Below are 16,695 nucleotides of genomic sequence, written 5' to 3'. Positions count from 1 at the left end.
TTTAGTTTTTTAATTGAATGACAATTCCACCAAATCTTGCTTCATGCACAAAAAAAAGTTTATTTTCAATAGTACAATCACACATAAATTGAGAATCATCTTCTTCGATTGTTTGATTTATATAACGAGTAATTTTTAATCCTCCTGATATTCCTAAATTAGAAAATTCGACAAGATTCCCATTTATATCAAACTTATCTTTTGATGAACATTCTTTACAAATATATTTAGGATAACGAGGAAAATAATCTATCTCTTTTTTACAAAGAGAACACCATTGTTTATTTTCTGTAGCTCTATATTCATCATTCCAGATAAGATTTTGCCATTGATTAATTTTATGATAATCTTCAAAAGTGAACTGATGATTTTTTCTCAGTTGATTGAAAAAAGGAATTATAAATTTGGCTAAAAGATGAGGTTTATTATTTGAAAGAGATAAAATGGAATAATCAATAAACCAACTGTTAGTTTCTGAAAAATAATTCCAAAAATCTTCTATATTTTTAAATTCTTTGTAAAACTTAAAATCGTATTGATTGTATTCATTTTTTTCTGTTGTCAATATTACTTTAGATAAAATAAATTCATTAGCGATAAAGCTTAATTGATAACAAGAGTCATTATTTATATAATTAAAAATAATATCTTTTTCATTTAATGAATTTAATTCTTTGAGATAGAATTCATTTAAAGTTAATTTACTTTCTAATCGTTTTTTTTTCTCTTGATTTTCTTCAATCATTCTAATAGTTTGCTGTAGTAAATTTTCTCTTTTTTGATCAGAAAAAGCAAAACTTTCTGATGTAGAAATATGACCAGATTCTATAAATTCTAATTTTTCTTGAATAGTATCTATATTATCTTCTTTATGATGTATTCTTTGTGTTGTTAATTTAAATTTATTATCTGAACTATAACTAATTTTAGATTCATAATTAAAAAATTTGCTCCATTCTTTAGGAGAAAGTATTTTTAGATTATCTAAATCTATAACATATTTTTTTGATGGAATTCGCCTACCATTATAACCAAGATTCTCCCAGTGGTTTTCATTGTCGTCATTTGTGCTAACAATTAATAAACCAGATTCAAAATCAATAAAAGAATAAGATATACTCCAATCTTTATCAGGTTGTAATTTAAAATTACCATACTTGCATTGACGATGACGAAATAAATTACTTTTAATAATTTTCATAACCATTAATGTTTTATATAGTAGATGTTATAATCTATTATAATTATTTAGTTTCTTTTACTTTTTTATAAGTAACAAATGAATACGCAAAAGGATGTTTTTTATCTTTCTTGAAATTTTCTTTTTCAACCTCTTCCCAATCATCTGTATCTATTTCAGGGAAATAAGTGTCACCATCAAATTCATGATGAACTTCTGTGATATATAAAATATCTGTAAACTCCATTGCTTGTTTATAAATATTCCCTCCACCAATAATGTATATTTCATCATCAATTTTTAGGGCAGTATTTATTGCTTTCTCAAGAGAATTTACTTTTACTATTCCATCAGCAGTCCAATTAGAATCTCTTGTTACAACAATATTTGTACGATTTGGTAATGGTCTTCCAAGTGATTCGTACGTTTTTCTTCCCATAATAATTGGATGACCAGAAGTTAAATTTTTAAAATGTTTTAAATCATTTGGTAAATGCCAAATTAAATCATTTTTTGCTCCAATCACATTGTTACTTGCTTTTGCTACTACTATATTTATCATACGTTATAAGGTAAAAAAAGCTATCCCCATAGAGGATAGCTTAACAAATATAATGAATTTTATTAGACTATTTCATTTTACTTAATGCAGTTTGTAACTGTTCAATTTGCTTAACTATTGTTGGCATTTTTTTAGTTTTTGCAAAGTCACTTTTTAATTGAAGTCCTTTTTCTGCTGTATTCTTAAGTGCAATTCCAGCTTGTGGATTTTGCTCTTTTAAATAAGAATAATATTGAGATAATATTTTAGCAACTTTTGCTGTAGCATCAGGGGAATCTGTTGTCATTATCCAATTAAAAGCCTGTTCTGCAACTTTTCCTTTTTCTGGATCTTGAAATTTAACAAATTCATATAATGCTGCTTGTTCAGCTAATAAAGGAGCTTTATCAAGTTGATTATTTTTAATCCATGTAGGAGCTAATGCAGCAACCAAATCAGGAGAGTTTTTTATAACTAAATCATCTACGTTTCTAGTAAGTTCATCAATTTTAGTAGGGTTCTTTTTTAAAATTCCTGTTAAAGCAGCACCTTGAACTGAGAATGATGGACTTTTAGAAGCTTTTTCGAAAATAGCCTCATCATAAATATTTGCTTGATTTAAAGCATTCAGAGCTGCAGCTTGAACTAATGTTTTAGGATCATTAGCAGCAAGTTGTTTTAATTTTTTTTCAGCTTTATCAACTATAGTTTTAGATTCTAAATCTAATTTATTAATTGTATAAATACGTAAACCATCATAAGGATCATTTAAAGCTTCAATCAAAGCATCAACAGCCTTTGGATTTGTAGCTTGTGCGTCTGCCATAGCGTTTATAGCTAAAACACGTGTTGTGTAATTACCTTTTCCAGCTTTATACTGTGCAATAAACTCTTCAACAGGTTTTTTATCATCAATATCAGCTAATAAAACTTGATCAGCATTAGGAATTACAACATCAGGTTTTTTAGATGCATCGAATTCAAAAATATTATCAGTTTGTTTTGCAACCCAAACTTGGTGACGAGTAGTTTTTCCATTTTCTACAATATCGATAGCAAATGGGAATTCAAATAATTTAGCAGGATCTTGTTTTACTGTAATTTTTACTTTTTTAGTCGTAGGATTATATTCAGAAACAGTTGTTAATTTTGGATGTCCATTATCAAAATACCATTGGTTAAAGAACCAATTAAGATCTCTTCCAGAAACTTCTTCTAACGCTAAACGTAATTGAGCAGCTTCAGCTTTTCCATATTCATTATCTTTTAAATATTTAGATAATCCTTTGAAAAAAGCTTCATCACCTAAGAAATTTCTTAACATATGAAGAATTAATCCTCCTTTGTTATAAGAAACACCATCAAACATATCTTCGCGAGAATTGTAATGAACACGGACTAAGTTTTTTGTTGGTCCATCACCATGTTTATAACCAAACATTTCATCATATCTATGTTCGTCAGCTTTTTCCTTTCCATATTTATGTTCAAACCATAAATATTCAGAGTAATTAGCAAAGGATTCATTTACTGTAAGATTTCCCCAGCTTTCTGCAGTTACTAAATCACCAAACCAATGATGAAATAATTCGTGAGCAATAACATATTCAGCTGTATTTTCATCAACTAATTGTCCTGCTTTTTGTTGAACTCCATCATGGAAAAGAGAAGCAGTTGTGTTTTCCATCGCTCCAGATACATATTCGCGAGCTGTCATCTGAGAATATTTTTCCCATGGGTAAGCATACCCTAATTTATCTGAGAAAAATTCAATCATTTCAGGAGTATTACCAAAAATTTGTTTTGCAACATCTTTATATTCTGGTTCAACATAGTAATCTACATCAATATTTTTCCATTTATCTTTGATTATTGCATAATCTCCAATTCCGAAAAAGAATAAGTATGGTGCATGTTTTTTATCAAATTTCCAATAATCAGTTTTTGTACCATCAGAATTTTTCTTTGTAGATTTTAGTAAACCATTTGATAAAGAAACATATTTATCAGGATAAGTTAATGTAATTTCTTCTGATGTTTTTTGATTTGTTTTATCTATTGTAGGGAACCAACAAGAAGAAGATTCTGTTTCTCCCTGTGTCCATATTTGTGTAGGATAATTTGCTTGTTCTCCTCTTGGATTTATAAAATAAACACCTTTTGCATCATTAATAGCTGCACTTCCTTCTTGTTTTACTTCATTCGGACGAGCTGTATATTTGATATAAAGTGTATATTCTTGATCTTTTTTATATTCTTTACCTAAATCAATGTTTAATTGTAAATCATCATATTTATAGTTAAGTTTCTTTTTTGAATTTCCATTAACCAATGCAACTTCATGAATAATCATTGCTTTAGCATCTAATACTACATTAGAAGTTGCATAGAAATGAGGTTTTAAAGTAACCCATTCTTCACCTAAAACTTGTTCTTTATTGTAATCAAATTTTAAATCTAATTTTGTATGTACAAGGTTATTAATTCGTTCAGCTTCGGCACGATAAATATCTAAAGGATTTTTTTGATTTTCTGAGTAACTAGGAGGAGAAGTCATGACTTGAGCATGAGCAAAGCTTGATATAATAAAGGCTGATGAAAGCCAAAGAATTCTTTTCTTCATCTTGGAATATGTTTTTAATTTTATTTGTTGTAAAATTTTATGAAAAGTTACAAAAAAAGTCTACAAAAAGTAGATTCTGTTTTAAGTTATTAATGTTTTTTTGATAATGAGTATATAAAAAGAGGAGTTAATTTGAATCAACTCCTCTTTTTATATAATTTATTGTAATTTATGCAAGTGGATCAATCTCATCTGCAGTAGGAAAGGATTGACTTGTATTAGCAATTAATTTATTTAATTCAAATTTGGCCGTATCTGTCATTTTTGCTCCACCAGCTAATTTTGCTTTTTCTAATAATTCTAATGCTAATTTTTCTTCTTCTCTTTGTTCTGCTACTAACCAATGTAAGAAATTCCATGTAGCCCAATCTTGGTCATCAAAACTTAATTTTACAATTTTATATATAGCATCAGTATTTAAAACTTCTTGTTTATAAACAGCTTCAAAACATTCGTAAATGTTTGCAGGTTTGTCAGAAGGTTTATCTATAGCTTCTATTTCAACAACACCTCCACGTTCTTGAACATATTCAATAATTTTTGCCATATGTAATCTTTCTTCAGCAGAATGTTTCATCATAAATTTAGATACTCCATCTAAATAATTTTCATCTGCCCAACAAGATAACATTAAATATACTTGAGAAGAATAAGCTTCAAGAGTGATTTGATCGTTTAAAGCTTTTTCTAACGCGGGTGAAAGTCTATTCGTTTTCATAATGTAATATTTTTGGTTATTACCAAATTTAAAAAATATGTAATCGAAAGACTGTTAATTAAATATAATTAATTTTAAATTTATGTGAAAAACTTAAATAGCTACATCACCTTTTATATGTGGATGTGCTTCGTAATTAATCAATTCAAAATCTTCAAACTTAAAATCAAAGATATTTTTAACATCAGGATTAATTTTCATTGTAGGAAGAGGGAAAGGTTCTCTTGTCAATTGCAATTCTACTTGCTCAAAATGATTTTTATAGATATGTGCATCACCAAAAGTATGAACAAAATCTCCTACTTGTAAATCACAAACTTGTGCCACCATCATTTGTAACAAAGCATAAGAAGCTATATTAAATGGAACACCTAAGAAAATATCAGCACTTCTTTGATACAATTGTAAAGATAACTTACCATCATTTACATAAAATTGAAAAAAGGCATGACAAGGCGCTAATGCCATCTGATCTAATTCACCAACATTCCATGCAGAAACAATAATTCTACGAGAATCAGGATTATTTTTAATCTGATCTATTGCAACTTTTATTTGGTCAATAGTTTCACCATTTTGTTTTCCCCAAGAACGCCATTGGTGTCCATAAACTGGTCCTAAATTTCCATTTTCATCAGCCCATTCATTCCAAATTCTTACACCGTTCTCTGTAAGGTAATTAATATTGGTATCACCTTTTAAAAACCATAATAGTTCGTAAATGATGGATTTTAAATGTAGTTTTTTTGTAGTAACTAGAGGAAAACCTTTAGATAAATCAAAACGCATTTGGTATCCAAAAATACTTTTAGTTCCAGTTCCAGTTCTATCTTCTTTAAAAGAACCTTCTGTTAATACTTTTTTACATAAATCGTGATATTGTTGCATTTTGATAGTATATTTAAAACCTCAAATTTAGTGATTTTTTTTAGAATGAAAATTAGTCTTATTCTGTCTATTTTAGTTATTTTTATGTTTCTTGTCTCTTATGGAAAATCTGATTTAGGAAGAAAAATAACTCAACATTTCTACTTTAGAACATTTTTTAATATTGTTTTAATTATTGTTTTTGTTTCAAAGATTATACATTTAAAAATTAACTTAATATCATTAATTACGCTAATTATATTAGGTAGTATGCTTTATTTAAGTATTCCAATTTATATACAACAATTAAAAGACAGAATAAAAAAATAATTATTATTTTTTTAGATTAATTCATAATCTTTCAAGTTATTTTTTTGCGAATTGTTATGTTAAAGTATCTAGTAAAAGTAACTTTATACGATTGCTATTACTGGCTAATCAGTTTCGTGAAAAATATTTTTTCAATATGAATATGAAGTTTTTTACATCTTCAATAAATATTTGAATCTTTTAAGTAAATTTTAGTTCTAAGTATTTTTAGAATTTTTTATCTCTTTTCTATTTTCTCTTCTTTTGCAATAACGATTGCAATGGAAATCCTTTTATAAATAAATTGTTTGTTTATAAAAGATTGTAATGGAAAGCGTGGCACGAAGTGATTGCCCTAAAAAGATTATTTTTAATACTTAATGTTATTATATAAAATGATTTAGTGGGCTATAAATAAAAATATTATCTTTGCATTATGAAAAACGAAGCAGGAATATTTGGTTTAAGACCAGTAATAGAAGCGATTGAAGCAGGGAAAACAATCGATAAAATTTTTATTCAAAAAGGTTTACAAGGAGAAATCTTTTCGGAACTAAGAAAATTGGTTACTGAATATGAAATTCCTGTAAGTTATGTTCCATTAGAAAAATTAAACCGTTTCACAGGGAAAAATCATCAAGGAGTTTATGCATTTATTTCTCCAATAGAATTTGATTCTATTGAAAATGTATTACCTCAAATTTGGGAAAAAGGAAAAACACCCTTTCTTTTAATATTAGATAGAGTTTCTGATGTAAGAAATTTTGGAGCAATTGCACGTACAGCAGAATGTGTTGGTGTAGATGCAATAATAATTCCAGCAAAAGGTTCGGCTTCTGTAAATGCTGATGCTATAAAAACATCAACAGGAGCATTATATAATATACCAGTTTGTAAAGAAGGAAATTTAATAAATGTTATTAAATATTTACAATCGGCTGGGATATCAGTTTTTAGTGCTTCAGAAAAGTCGGCTGAATTTATCTATGATGCTGATTTTTCGGTACCTGCAGCTATAGTTATGGGAAGTGAAGAAGATGGAGTTTCTGATTCTATTTTGAAAATCTCGGATAAAATTATTAAATTGCCTATGACTGGACAAACAGCATCATTAAATGTCTCTGTTGCTTGTGGAGCTATTTTATATGAAGCCGTACGTCAGCGTATTAACCATGATTTATTTTAATAATAAAACTAACAACTATGACTTATACTACAATCATTGGATTTTTATTACTAGCAATTAGTGCTGTAATTTTCTATTTTACAAATTTAGATTTTTCAGGTTTATTTTTTGATAAAGAATTTTTAGTCGGGATAACTGGAGGTACTGGAATTGGATTTATTTTAGGAGGTTTCTTAGGATGGCTTTATAAAGTTAAAGCAGTTAAAGCAGAAAATAATAAAATAGTAGAAGAACAAAAACAAAAAATAGCTGAGCAAAAAGCTCAAGAATTATTTGCTAAAGAGCAAGCTTTGAACAGAGAAGATTCATCAGGTTTATAAGGCTAAATATTAATAAAATAAAAAACGATTGTAGAGAAATCTACAATCGTTTTTTATTTTGTATTTCTTGATAATAAAAACAAGGGATTAATATTAAAAAGAACATTGGTTGTATCAGAAATCTACGTATGTAAAAAAAAGTTAATTGACCTGATGATAATTTAGTTGTTATTTGATAATTATAGATAGGTAACAAGATAATTAAAGCTAATATTAAAACAATTACAGTGAATTTAATATAGATTTTTTTCCAAAAAAGAAATGTTACTATCAATATTGTTAAAATAGAATTGATGAGATATCTAAAAATAATACTAATGTTTAATTCAGTAAAATTAATTGCAGGAAATTTTTTAAAGTTAAATCCCTGGAAATAAGAAATAAAAGGGTCGTAGAACAATGTGTTTTCAAATTTTCTTACTAAAATTAAACCAAATATTAAGAGAACTGTTACTCCAAAACGTAAATATTTATTAGGCATTTTTGATATTTTTTTTAGTTACAAAAAATTTAATCCAAACAATCCAAAGAATAACGATAGATCCATATATAATAGAAGGGAAAAAGTAATCATGAGCAATTTTACCGTATTTTTCATAATGAAATCTAAAGATATAATTAAGCATAGCGATTCTAGAAATATTCATTATAAATATTAATAATAATCCAATAAAAATAAATAAAAATGTTTCTTTTACTTTGGTATAAAAAGCAATAATAAATGAAACAAAAATAATAGCAATAGAAATAGCATTACAACCTTCATTAACTATAGAGGCAACTTGACCATTAATGACCAAACGCATCCAAGGTTGATTAATAGCAATATTAGAATAAGATACGAATCCGACTTTATTAAGAAGTAATGCAGTTGTATCTGAAGTAAACTTTGTAAAAGGATCAGGATTTTTCAAAGGAAGATATTGATCTAAATAAAGTTTATAAAAAAAACTTAATAAAATATAAGTTCCTAAAAAACGTGCAAGAAATAGGAATAGGGGTTTAAATTCTTTCATTTTTATTAAAAAATATATAACAAATATAAATCAAAAACATCATGTTTTTGATTAAGTAATGATTAATCAATAAATTTGTTTTTTATATAGACAGTAATGCAAGAATTAAATAAAAGAGTTGATGTAATTATTGATGGTAATTTTTCAACAGAAGATAAACTTCAGAAAATTTGTCAATTGTTAAGCGATGAGATAGCTTATTACAATTGGGTAGGTTTTTATTTCAAGAATGGAGATAAAAATGAGTTAAAACTTGGACCATATGTTGGTGCAGAAACAGATCATATAATTATTCCTTACGGAAAAGGAATTTGTGGCCAAGTAGCAGAATCTAATGAAACGTTTGTTGTACCGGATGTTTATGCGCAAGATAATTATTTAGCTTGTTCTATAGAAACTAAAGCAGAAATTGTAGTTCCAATTTTTAAAGATGGAGAAAATATTGGTCAAATAGATATTGATTCTCATACAATAAATCCATTTACAGAAGACGATACAAAGTTATTGGATTATATTTGTGCTCGTGTTTCAGAAATAATTTAATTTAATGATTGATATAATTTTAAAATACTTTCCTAATTTATCAGAAAAACAAATAGAACAATTTTCTAAAGTTGGTGATTTGTATAAAGAATGGAATGATCAAATCAATGTTGTCTCTCGTAAAGATATTGACGAAATTTATGTAAATCATATATTACATTCTTTAGCTATTGCGAAAGTAATGGAATTTGCTGATAATTCCGATGTTTTAGATGTTGGTACTGGAGGAGGATTACCAGGTATTCCTTTGGCAATATTGTTTCCTAATGTTAATTTTCATTTGGTAGATTCTATCGGTAAAAAAATAAAAGTTGTACAAGGAGTTGCAGATGGACTTGGTTTAACGAATGTAAAAGCAGAACAAAAACGAGCAGAAGAAATAAAAGATAAATACGATTTCGTAGTTTCTAGAGCTGTAACTGCCATGCCAAGATTCGCTGGTTGGATAAGAGGTAAATTCAAAAAAGAATCTATAAATCCTTTTCCAAACGGATTATTATATCTTAAAGGAGGAGATTTATCGGAGGAATTAGCCGACTTTCCAAAGGCGGTATTATTCGATATACAAAACTTTTTTGATGAAGATTTTTTTGAGACAAAAAAAGTCGTTTATCTAGAGAAGAAAGATATATAATCAAAAAGCGAAATCTTAAGATTTCGCTTTTTGATTTTCTGTAATTTTTACTTCCAAAATATTATTAGGTAATTTATAGCCTTTTTCTAATATTGTTTGAAAAGTTTTTAGCATAATGTTGCTTCGTAATTTTTTATCAGTATCAATATTATTTTTTATACTAATCCAATATTCAATTTTTATATTCACTGTACTTGCCGATAATTCTTCAATAAAAATAAGTGGTTCCGGATCAGTTAAAACCTGATCAAATTCTTTTAAAATTCCTTCGATAAGTAGAATTATATTTTGAATATCATCATTGTAATCTAATCCTATTTCAAATTCATCTCTAATAATATGATCTACTGTGTAATTTTGTAAAGCTTCTGTCACCATTGTTCCATTAGGAATAAAAACATTTCGTCCATCTAAACCTTTTATAATCGTTTCTCGCAATGACATAGAAACTACTTGACCTTTTATATCATTAATTTCTATAATATCACCAATTTCAAAAGGTCGACTAAACGCCATTGAAATACCAGATAAAAAATTTTCTCCAATATCTTTTAAAGCAAATCCTAAAACAAATGTTCCAATTCCAGCTCCAGTTAGAATATCAGCTGTAATTTGTCCCCAACCTAATATAGTTAAGCAGATAATTATAAGTAAGATAAATAAGACAAGACTAATTATCTTGACAAGGAAATCGCTAACTAACGGATCAGAAGATTTTTTATCAATAATTTTAAATGCTATTTTACTAGAATATCGAATAATTAAAATACCAATTAGTCCAACAATTATTGACAAAGCAATGGATGGAAGAATTTTTAAAAAATAATTCCAAGAACTAATAAGTAACTCATCGAAACGAATAATTTCCTCATTGAGTATAACGTCTTTTACATTCATTTTTTTGGTTAATTAATTTACGAATAAATATAGTTCATTTTTATTTTGTTAATGTTTTTTTAACCATTTAATTTAAGGCTCTTTTATTCAAAAATAAGAGGAAATTTCACTAGAATTCATTATATTTGTTTGTTTTAAAAAGTTAGAGACATATTATGAGTAATAACACATATACAGCGGATAATATCCAGGCATTAGAAGGAATGGAGCATGTTCGTCTACGTCCTTCGATGTATATCGGAGATGTAGGAGTTAGAGGATTACACCACTTGGTTTATGAAGTAGTAGATAACTCTATCGATGAAGCTTTAGCAGGATATTGTGATACAATTAAAGTTACAATTTTAGAAGGAAACTCAATTCGTGTAGAAGATAATGGGCGAGGAATCCCTGTTGATCTTCATAAAAAAGAAGGAAAATCTGCTCTTGAGGTTGTAATGACTAAAATTGGTGCTGGTGGTAAATTTGATAAAGATACTTATAAAGTTTCTGGAGGTTTACACGGGGTTGGTGTTTCATGTGTTAATGCACTTTCTAACCATTTAACAGCAGAAGTATATAAGAATGGTAAAAAATACATTCAAGAATATGCAAAAGGAAAACCTTTATTCGATGTAAAAGAAGTAGGTGAAACGGAGAAAAATGGAACAATAGTTACTTTTACTCCAGATGATACGATTTTTCAGGAAGTACAAACATATAATTACCAAACTTTAGCGAATCGTTTAAGAGAGTTATCTTTCTTAAATAAAGGGATTAATATTACTTTGACAGATGAAAGAGAAAAAGATGCTGATGGTAATTTCATTACAGAACTTTTTCATTCTGATGAAGGTTTAAAAGAGTTTGTTGAGTTTGTTGATGGAAATCGAGAAGCTATTATGGATAAAGTAATCTTTATGGAAGGAGAACGTGAAGGAATTCCAGTTGAGGTTGCGATGAGATATAATACTTCTTACACAGAAAATGTACATTCTTACGTAAATAATATAAATACACACGAAGGAGGAACTCATTTATCTGGTTTCCGTCGTGCTTTGACTCGTACACTTAAAAAATACGCTGAGGAAAACTTTAATCTTGCAAAAGAAAAAGTAGAGATTGTTGGTGATGATTTCCGTGAGGGATTAACAGCTGTAATTTCTGTAAAAGTTATGGAGCCTCAGTTTGAAGGTCAAACAAAAACTAAATTAGGAAACTCTGAAGTTTCTCCTGCTGTTGATAAAATAGTAGCAGAAATGTTAACTAATTTCTTAGAAGAAAATCCTGCAGAAGCAAAATTAATTGTAGATAAAGTAATTTTAGCAGCTAAAGCTCGTCAAGCAGCTAAGAAGGCTAGAGAGATGGTACAACGTAAAAACCCAATGGGTGGAAGTGGTTTACCAGGTAAACTAGCCGATTGTTCTTCTCGTAAACCAGAAGAATCAGAATTATTCCTTGTCGAGGGAGATTCTGCCGGAGGTACAGCTAAACAAGGACGTGATCGCCATTTTCAAGCAATATTACCATTACGAGGTAAAATCTTGAATGTAGAGAAAGCAATGGCACATAAAGTGTTAGATAACGAAGAAATTAAAAATATATATACTGCTTTAGGAGTAACAATAGGAACTGAAGAAGATTCAAAAGCTTTAAATCTTACTAAGTTACGTTACCATAAAGTTGTAATTATGACCGATGCCGATGTTGATGGTTCTCACATTTCAACATTGATACTTACATTCTTTTTCCGTTATATGAAAGAGTTGATAGAACAAGGACACGTTTATATTGCAACTCCACCATTATATTTAGTTAAAAAAGGTGCTAAAGCTGAATATGCTTGGGATGATAAAGACCGTGAACGTTTAACAGCAGAATTTTCTACAGATGGATCTGGAAAAGGGGTGACTATCCAACGATACAAAGGTCTTGGGGAAATGAATGCTGAACAATTATGGGATACTACTCTTAACCCAGAGCATAGAACATTAAGAAAAGTAACAATAGATAATGCAACAGAAGCAGATCGTGTATTTTCTATGTTGATGGGAGATGACGTTCCACCACGTAGAGAATTTATTGAGAAGAATGCTCATTATGCAAAAATCGATGTTTAAATAAATATTGTTAAACCAATCTTAAAATTTTTATTATGAAAGTTTCAATTATAGGTGCTGGAAATGTAGGTGCAACATGTGCTCAAGTTTTGGCTTATCAACAAATCGCAGATGAAGTTGTTTTGTTAGATATCAACGAAGGTTATGCCGAAGGGAAAGCCATGGATATTATGCAAAGTGCTCATGCAATTGGGTTTGATACTGTAGTTAAAGGTTCTACAAATGACTATAAACAAACTGAAAATAGTGATGTAGTTGTTGTGACTTCTGGTATACCTAGAAAACCAGGAATGACTAGAGAAGAGTTGATTTCTACGAATGTTAAAATTGTAGAAACTGTTATCAAAAGTACTTTAGAACATTCTCCAAATGCAGTTTTAATTATTGTAACTAATCCTTTAGATACAATAACTTATGCAGCATTGAAATTATCTAATCTTCCAAAAAATAGAGTTATTGGAATGGGAAATCTTTTAGATTCATCTCGTTTTAAATATTTCTTAAGCAAAAAATCAAATTTACCAATTAGTGAATTAGATGCTATTGTTATAGGAGGACATGGTGATACTACAATGATTCCTTTACCGAATTATTCTAAGTATAAAGGATTACCAATACAAGATTTTTTAACTCAACAAGAAATTGATGAGGTAGTTAGTGAGACTATGGTAGGCGGTGCAACTCTTACAAAATTATTAGGAACATCTGCTTGGTATGCTCCAGGTGCATCTGCAGCTTATATGGTTGATGCGATTTTACATGATAAAAAGAAATTGATTCCTTGTGCTGTTTTACTAGAAGGAGAATACGATACAAATGACGTTGTAGTTGGTGTTCCTTGTGTTATTGGTAAAAACGGATGGGAAAAAATTATTGAATTAGATTTAACAGATTCTGAGAAAGAAAAATTTAAATCTAGTGTAGATGCAATTAAAGAAGTTAATGCTCAAATTCCTTTCTAGGATTTATTGACTAAAATGTATAAAATAAAAAACTCGACATATTGTCGAGTTTTTTATTTTATACTAATTAAAAAAAATAATAATTAATTCGGTACTAAGAAATTTTCTTTCATCCATTTTAATTTATTGAAGCTTTTTACAAATTTTGTTCGAATCGAAATAAATTTTTCTTGTGCATCAATGACTTTATTTTCTCTGGAATTAATTAAGAAAAGAGAACTTTCTCCATTAGCATACTTTATTTCTTCTGCAGATAAAAGTCGTTCATAATTTTTTAAATTATTCTGAGATAAATCTATTTGTGAATGATAGTTAAGAATTTCGTTTTTATAGGTTTCTATTTTAGTATCTAATTCTCTACTTTTCATTTTAGTATCTAAATTATTTTGATTTAATTTTAATTTTGCTATTTCGTAATTTGCTCTTGCTTCTCTCAGAAAAATGGGAATTTCTAATTTAATTCCATATTGAAAATTATTATCAAAAAAAGGTAAATAATCAGCAGAGTAATTTTCTTTATTATAAAAATTATATGTAAAATCAATCTTAGGTAAAAAACTTTGCCATTTCAAACGTTTTTCACTTTCTAGTATATATTGTTTTTGGTTGTAATATAATATAGAAAAATGAGTGTCCATTTCTTGAGATTGAACATCATTAATCAAAAATTCATAATCTGTAAAAGCTATATTTTCTTCTAAATTATCAGCTGGATAAATCATTTCTGTTAATTCATAGATTTCTTGATTATCTTTCCATAGATATAGTTGTAATTGTTGTGTACTTTTTACAAAATTAAGGAAGGCATCGCGTTGTTGTAATTCAAAACCTTGTAATTGAGATAAAGCTTCAATTGTATCAATTGCAGCTTTTTCTCCATATTCAAATGTCTTTTTTGTAAAAGATAATCGTTCCTTATTTATTTCGACAATTTCAGTTTTTAATTTATATACTTCATAATTTTGTACCCATTCCCAATAACTATTTTCTGCATCAAGAAGCAATTCATTCGTTAGAACTTTTTGTTCTGCTTCAGTCATTTTTTGAGCATATTTTGCTTGCTCAAGCATTGCTCTTCTTTTATCATAAAGAAGATTTTTAGCTAATGGAATAGTAACACCAAATTGATAAAGCCCACCTTTGGTTTCACTAGTATTTATTTTATCTCCATTAAGATGATTATATCCACCATGTATATCTATTCCATACCAAGTAGGAATACCTAGTTCTATATTTTTTTGTTCATAATATCTTGTTCCATCTATATTTTTTTCTCCAATTTTAGCAGCTAAAGTTGGATCAAAATTTCCTCTTGCTTTTGTGATTTCCGAAGAAGCAATTTTATTTTGTATTTGATATTTTATGGCTAATGGATGATAGTTTTTTACAACAGAAATAAACTCATTAGCAGAAATTTTTAAAGAATCTTGACCAAAACAAAATTGAAAAAATAGCAAGAAAAAAATAAAAATTATTCTATTTACCTTTACCATCTTTAGTTGTTTTAGTTGTTGTAACTTCATAGTAATCAGGAGGGAATCCATTGATGTTTCTCCATAATTCATACCATACAGGAACATCATTTAATATAGCAATTCCCTCAGCTCCAGTTCCCATTTTCATTTTTGTAGGCCATCTTTTTTCATTTTTATTTTCTACAACCAAAGCTCTAAAAAGACCATTAGGACTTATGTTACTTTCTACTGCAACTACTTTACCAGAGAATGTACCATAACTAGAATCTGGCCAACCAGAGAATACAATAGCAGGGAAACCATCAAAAATAAACATAACTCTTTGTCCTTCTTTTACTAACGGTAGATCTACCGGTTTTATATAAATTTCAACAGCATAATCAACACCAGTAGGAACAATAGTTCCTATATTTTCTCCATCTTTTAAAACTTCACCAATTCCAGCTTTATTTAGTTGAACTATCTGACCATCTTGCGAAGCTATGATAAAATATAAACCTTGTCTAGCCTTATAATTCGCAACTTGATTTTCTAATTTTGCAATATCACCATCACTTCCTTCTATTTGGCCCATACTTTGGAAACGTTCACCTTCAATTTTACTTAATTTTTCATTGTAGTCTTGTATGACAGAATTTTGTTCAATTCTTGTGTTTATAATTTCCTGCTGAGTTTGGGCAACTTTATTTTCATATGCAGTTTTTTTAGCAATAGAATTTTGATAAGAAATACTGCGTTGTTGAAATTGAGTAAGAGAAACTAATCCATCATCGTACATTTTTTTTTGTCTCGCATATTGGTCTTCAGAAAGCTGTAATTCGTTTGTTGCAGCTGTTAATTCTGCTTGCTCACCAGCGAGTTTATTGTTTAATTGACTTATTTTTATTTTAATTTGATTTAGTTTTAAATCACGACCAGCATTTAATGCATTTAACTGACTTTTTGCAGTTTCTGCTTTTGCTTCATAAAAATTTCTAACTCCTTTTTTAGCTTGTACTTGTTCTTCTGTACGCTGTACTAACAAAGGATCCATATAATCTTCCTTAATTTCAGAAAGTTGTAATAATGTATCTCCTTTAGAAACATAATCTCCATTTTTCACATTCCATTTTATTATTCTTCCAGGAATAGGTGAATTAAGTTGTTGTGGTCTTTGATATTGATATAATGCAGATACATTTCCTCTTACTTTTATATTTTGCGTCCAAGGAAGAAATAAAGTTATAATAGCTGCAACAAAAATAAAAAGAAACCATCTTTTTACTTTTGATTTTTTATGAATTTGATATATTTTATCGTATGATTGTAATTTCATTTTATTCTTT

General features: G+C 28.2%; 17 protein-coding genes. 7 read left to right on the top strand and 10 right to left on the bottom strand.

Going from position 1 to position 16,695, the window contains the following annotated elements; genetic code table 11:
* Position 1: 1 nt before the first annotated feature.
* From RT575_RS14130 to RT575_RS14110, 5 genes are all read right to left on the bottom strand, one after another.
* Positions 2-1,201, bottom strand: a complete 1,200-nt coding sequence (locus RT575_RS14130; protein WP_313581710.1) for a DC1 domain-containing protein — start codon at positions 1,199-1,201, stop codon at positions 2-4.
* 43 nt (positions 1,202-1,244) lie between these two features.
* On the bottom strand, positions 1,245-1,742 hold the full coding sequence (locus RT575_RS14125; RefSeq protein ID WP_313581708.1) for a dihydrofolate reductase: 498 nt from the start codon (positions 1,740-1,742) through the stop codon (positions 1,245-1,247).
* A 67-nt stretch (positions 1,743-1,809) separates the two neighbouring features.
* On the bottom strand, positions 1,810-4,344 hold the full coding sequence (locus RT575_RS14120; RefSeq protein WP_313581706.1) for a M1 family metallopeptidase: 2,535 nt from the start codon (positions 4,342-4,344) through the stop codon (positions 1,810-1,812).
* A 169-nt stretch (positions 4,345-4,513) separates the two neighbouring features.
* On the bottom strand, positions 4,514-5,062 hold the full coding sequence (locus RT575_RS14115; RefSeq protein ID WP_313386076.1) for a ferritin: 549 nt from the start codon (positions 5,060-5,062) through the stop codon (positions 4,514-4,516).
* A 93-nt stretch (positions 5,063-5,155) separates the two neighbouring features.
* Positions 5,156-5,950, bottom strand: coding sequence for a thymidylate synthase (locus RT575_RS14110; protein ID WP_313581704.1), 795 nt, complete (start codon positions 5,948-5,950; stop codon positions 5,156-5,158).
* 45 nt (positions 5,951-5,995) lie between these two features.
* On the opposite strand from RT575_RS14110, the gene RT575_RS14105 reads away from it, so the two are divergent.
* From RT575_RS14105 to RT575_RS14095, 3 genes are all read left to right on the top strand, one after another.
* Positions 5,996-6,259, top strand: coding sequence for a hypothetical protein (locus RT575_RS14105; protein WP_313581703.1), 264 nt, complete (start codon positions 5,996-5,998; stop codon positions 6,257-6,259).
* A 415-nt stretch (positions 6,260-6,674) separates the two neighbouring features.
* Entirely contained in the window at positions 6,675-7,424 is a 750-nt protein-coding gene (rlmB, locus tag RT575_RS14100; protein ID WP_313373527.1) for a 23S rRNA (guanosine(2251)-2'-O)-methyltransferase RlmB, read from the top strand.
* A gap of 17 nt (positions 7,425-7,441) precedes the next feature.
* Positions 7,442-7,744 carry a hypothetical protein gene (locus tag RT575_RS14095; protein ID WP_313386074.1) on the top strand — a complete coding sequence of 101 codons (303 nt, stop codon included), beginning with the start codon at positions 7,442-7,444 and terminating at the stop codon, positions 7,742-7,744.
* Positions 7,745-7,784: 40 nt separating this feature from the next.
* On the opposite strand, the gene RT575_RS15610 is transcribed toward RT575_RS14095, so the two are convergent.
* Positions 7,785-8,225, bottom strand: coding sequence for an exosortase F system-associated membrane protein (locus RT575_RS15610; protein WP_409515960.1), 441 nt, complete (start codon positions 8,223-8,225; stop codon positions 7,785-7,787).
* Complete coding sequence (xrtF, locus tag RT575_RS14090; protein WP_313386073.1) at positions 8,218-8,760, bottom strand: exosortase family protein XrtF; 543 nt, start codon at positions 8,758-8,760, stop codon at positions 8,218-8,220. Before xrtF ends, RT575_RS15610 begins: the two co-directional genes overlap by 8 nt.
* Before the next feature lie 96 nt (positions 8,761-8,856).
* On the opposite strand from xrtF, the gene RT575_RS14085 reads away from it, so the two are divergent.
* The gene (locus RT575_RS14085; RefSeq protein ID WP_313386072.1) at positions 8,857-9,303 is read left to right on the top strand and encodes a GAF domain-containing protein; all 447 of its coding nucleotides are present in this window, start codon (positions 8,857-8,859) and stop codon (positions 9,301-9,303) included.
* A gap of 7 nt (positions 9,304-9,310) precedes the next feature.
* Positions 9,311-9,937 carry a 16S rRNA (guanine(527)-N(7))-methyltransferase RsmG gene (gene rsmG, locus RT575_RS14080; protein ID WP_313386221.1) on the top strand — a complete coding sequence of 209 codons (627 nt, stop codon included), beginning with the start codon at positions 9,311-9,313 and terminating at the stop codon, positions 9,935-9,937.
* A gap of 15 nt (positions 9,938-9,952) precedes the next feature.
* On the opposite strand, the gene RT575_RS14075 is transcribed toward rsmG, so the two are convergent.
* Complete coding sequence (locus tag RT575_RS14075; RefSeq protein WP_313581700.1) at positions 9,953-10,834, bottom strand: mechanosensitive ion channel family protein; 882 nt, start codon at positions 10,832-10,834, stop codon at positions 9,953-9,955.
* Positions 10,835-10,989: 155 nt separating this feature from the next.
* On the opposite strand from RT575_RS14075, the gene gyrB reads away from it, so the two are divergent.
* A complete protein-coding gene (gyrB, locus tag RT575_RS14070; protein WP_313581698.1) occupies positions 10,990-12,933 on the top strand; it encodes a DNA topoisomerase (ATP-hydrolyzing) subunit B in 1,944 nt (647 codons plus the stop codon).
* Positions 12,934-12,968: 35 nt separating this feature from the next.
* Positions 12,969-13,895, top strand: a complete 927-nt coding sequence (gene mdh, locus RT575_RS14065; protein WP_313386069.1) for a malate dehydrogenase — start codon at positions 12,969-12,971, stop codon at positions 13,893-13,895.
* Between the two features lie 83 nt (positions 13,896-13,978).
* Here mdh and RT575_RS14060 read toward each other — a convergent pair whose 3' ends face one another.
* Both RT575_RS14060 and RT575_RS14055 read right to left on the bottom strand, forming a co-directional pair.
* Positions 13,979-15,388 (bottom strand): TolC family protein, encoded by a 1,410-nt coding sequence (locus RT575_RS14060; RefSeq protein WP_313386068.1) that lies wholly within the window; start codon positions 15,386-15,388, stop codon positions 13,979-13,981.
* Positions 15,372-16,685, bottom strand: a complete 1,314-nt coding sequence (locus RT575_RS14055; protein ID WP_313581696.1) for an HlyD family efflux transporter periplasmic adaptor subunit — start codon at positions 16,683-16,685, stop codon at positions 15,372-15,374. Before RT575_RS14055 ends, RT575_RS14060 begins: the two co-directional genes overlap by 17 nt.
* Positions 16,686-16,695 lie beyond the last annotated feature (10 nt).

Source organism: Chishuiella sp., from assembly GCF_032109125.1.
Lineage (GTDB): Bacteria > Bacteroidota > Bacteroidia > Flavobacteriales > Weeksellaceae > Empedobacter.
Note: the sequence above shows the minus strand (reverse complement) of the source record. Positions and strands in the feature narration are given on the sequence as shown.

What these genes read in the sequence shown, in the direction of transcription:
- RT575_RS14060 (WP_313386068.1), bottom strand. Translation starts at nt 15,388, where the DNA reads ATGGTAAAGGTAAATAGAATAATTTTTATTTTTTTCTTGCTATTTTTT.
- RT575_RS14115 (WP_313386076.1), bottom strand. Translation starts at nt 5,062, where the DNA reads ATGAAAACGAATAGACTTTCACCCGCGTTAGAAAAAGCTTTAAACGAT.
- RT575_RS14085 (WP_313386072.1), top strand. Translation starts at nt 8,857, where the DNA reads ATGCAAGAATTAAATAAAAGAGTTGATGTAATTATTGATGGTAATTTT.
- xrtF (WP_313386073.1), bottom strand. Translation starts at nt 8,760, where the DNA reads ATGAAAGAATTTAAACCCCTATTCCTATTTCTTGCACGTTTTTTAGGA.
- gyrB (WP_313581698.1), top strand. Translation starts at nt 10,990, where the DNA reads ATGAGTAATAACACATATACAGCGGATAATATCCAGGCATTAGAAGGA.
- RT575_RS14125 (WP_313581708.1), bottom strand. Translation starts at nt 1,742, where the DNA reads ATGATAAATATAGTAGTAGCAAAAGCAAGTAACAATGTGATTGGAGCA.
- mdh (WP_313386069.1), top strand. Translation starts at nt 12,969, where the DNA reads ATGAAAGTTTCAATTATAGGTGCTGGAAATGTAGGTGCAACATGTGCT.
- RT575_RS14120 (WP_313581706.1), bottom strand. Translation starts at nt 4,344, where the DNA reads ATGAAGAAAAGAATTCTTTGGCTTTCATCAGCCTTTATTATATCAAGC.
- RT575_RS14095 (WP_313386074.1), top strand. Translation starts at nt 7,442, where the DNA reads ATGACTTATACTACAATCATTGGATTTTTATTACTAGCAATTAGTGCT.
- RT575_RS14130 (WP_313581710.1), bottom strand. Translation starts at nt 1,201, where the DNA reads ATGAAAATTATTAAAAGTAATTTATTTCGTCATCGTCAATGCAAGTAT.
- RT575_RS14110 (WP_313581704.1), bottom strand. Translation starts at nt 5,950, where the DNA reads ATGCAACAATATCACGATTTATGTAAAAAAGTATTAACAGAAGGTTCT.
- RT575_RS14075 (WP_313581700.1), bottom strand. Translation starts at nt 10,834, where the DNA reads ATGAATGTAAAAGACGTTATACTCAATGAGGAAATTATTCGTTTCGAT.
- rlmB (WP_313373527.1), top strand. Translation starts at nt 6,675, where the DNA reads ATGAAAAACGAAGCAGGAATATTTGGTTTAAGACCAGTAATAGAAGCG.
- RT575_RS15610 (WP_409515960.1), bottom strand. Translation starts at nt 8,225, where the DNA reads ATGCCTAATAAATATTTACGTTTTGGAGTAACAGTTCTCTTAATATTT.
- RT575_RS14055 (WP_313581696.1), bottom strand. Translation starts at nt 16,685, where the DNA reads ATGAAATTACAATCATACGATAAAATATATCAAATTCATAAAAAATCA.
- RT575_RS14105 (WP_313581703.1), top strand. Translation starts at nt 5,996, where the DNA reads ATGAAAATTAGTCTTATTCTGTCTATTTTAGTTATTTTTATGTTTCTT.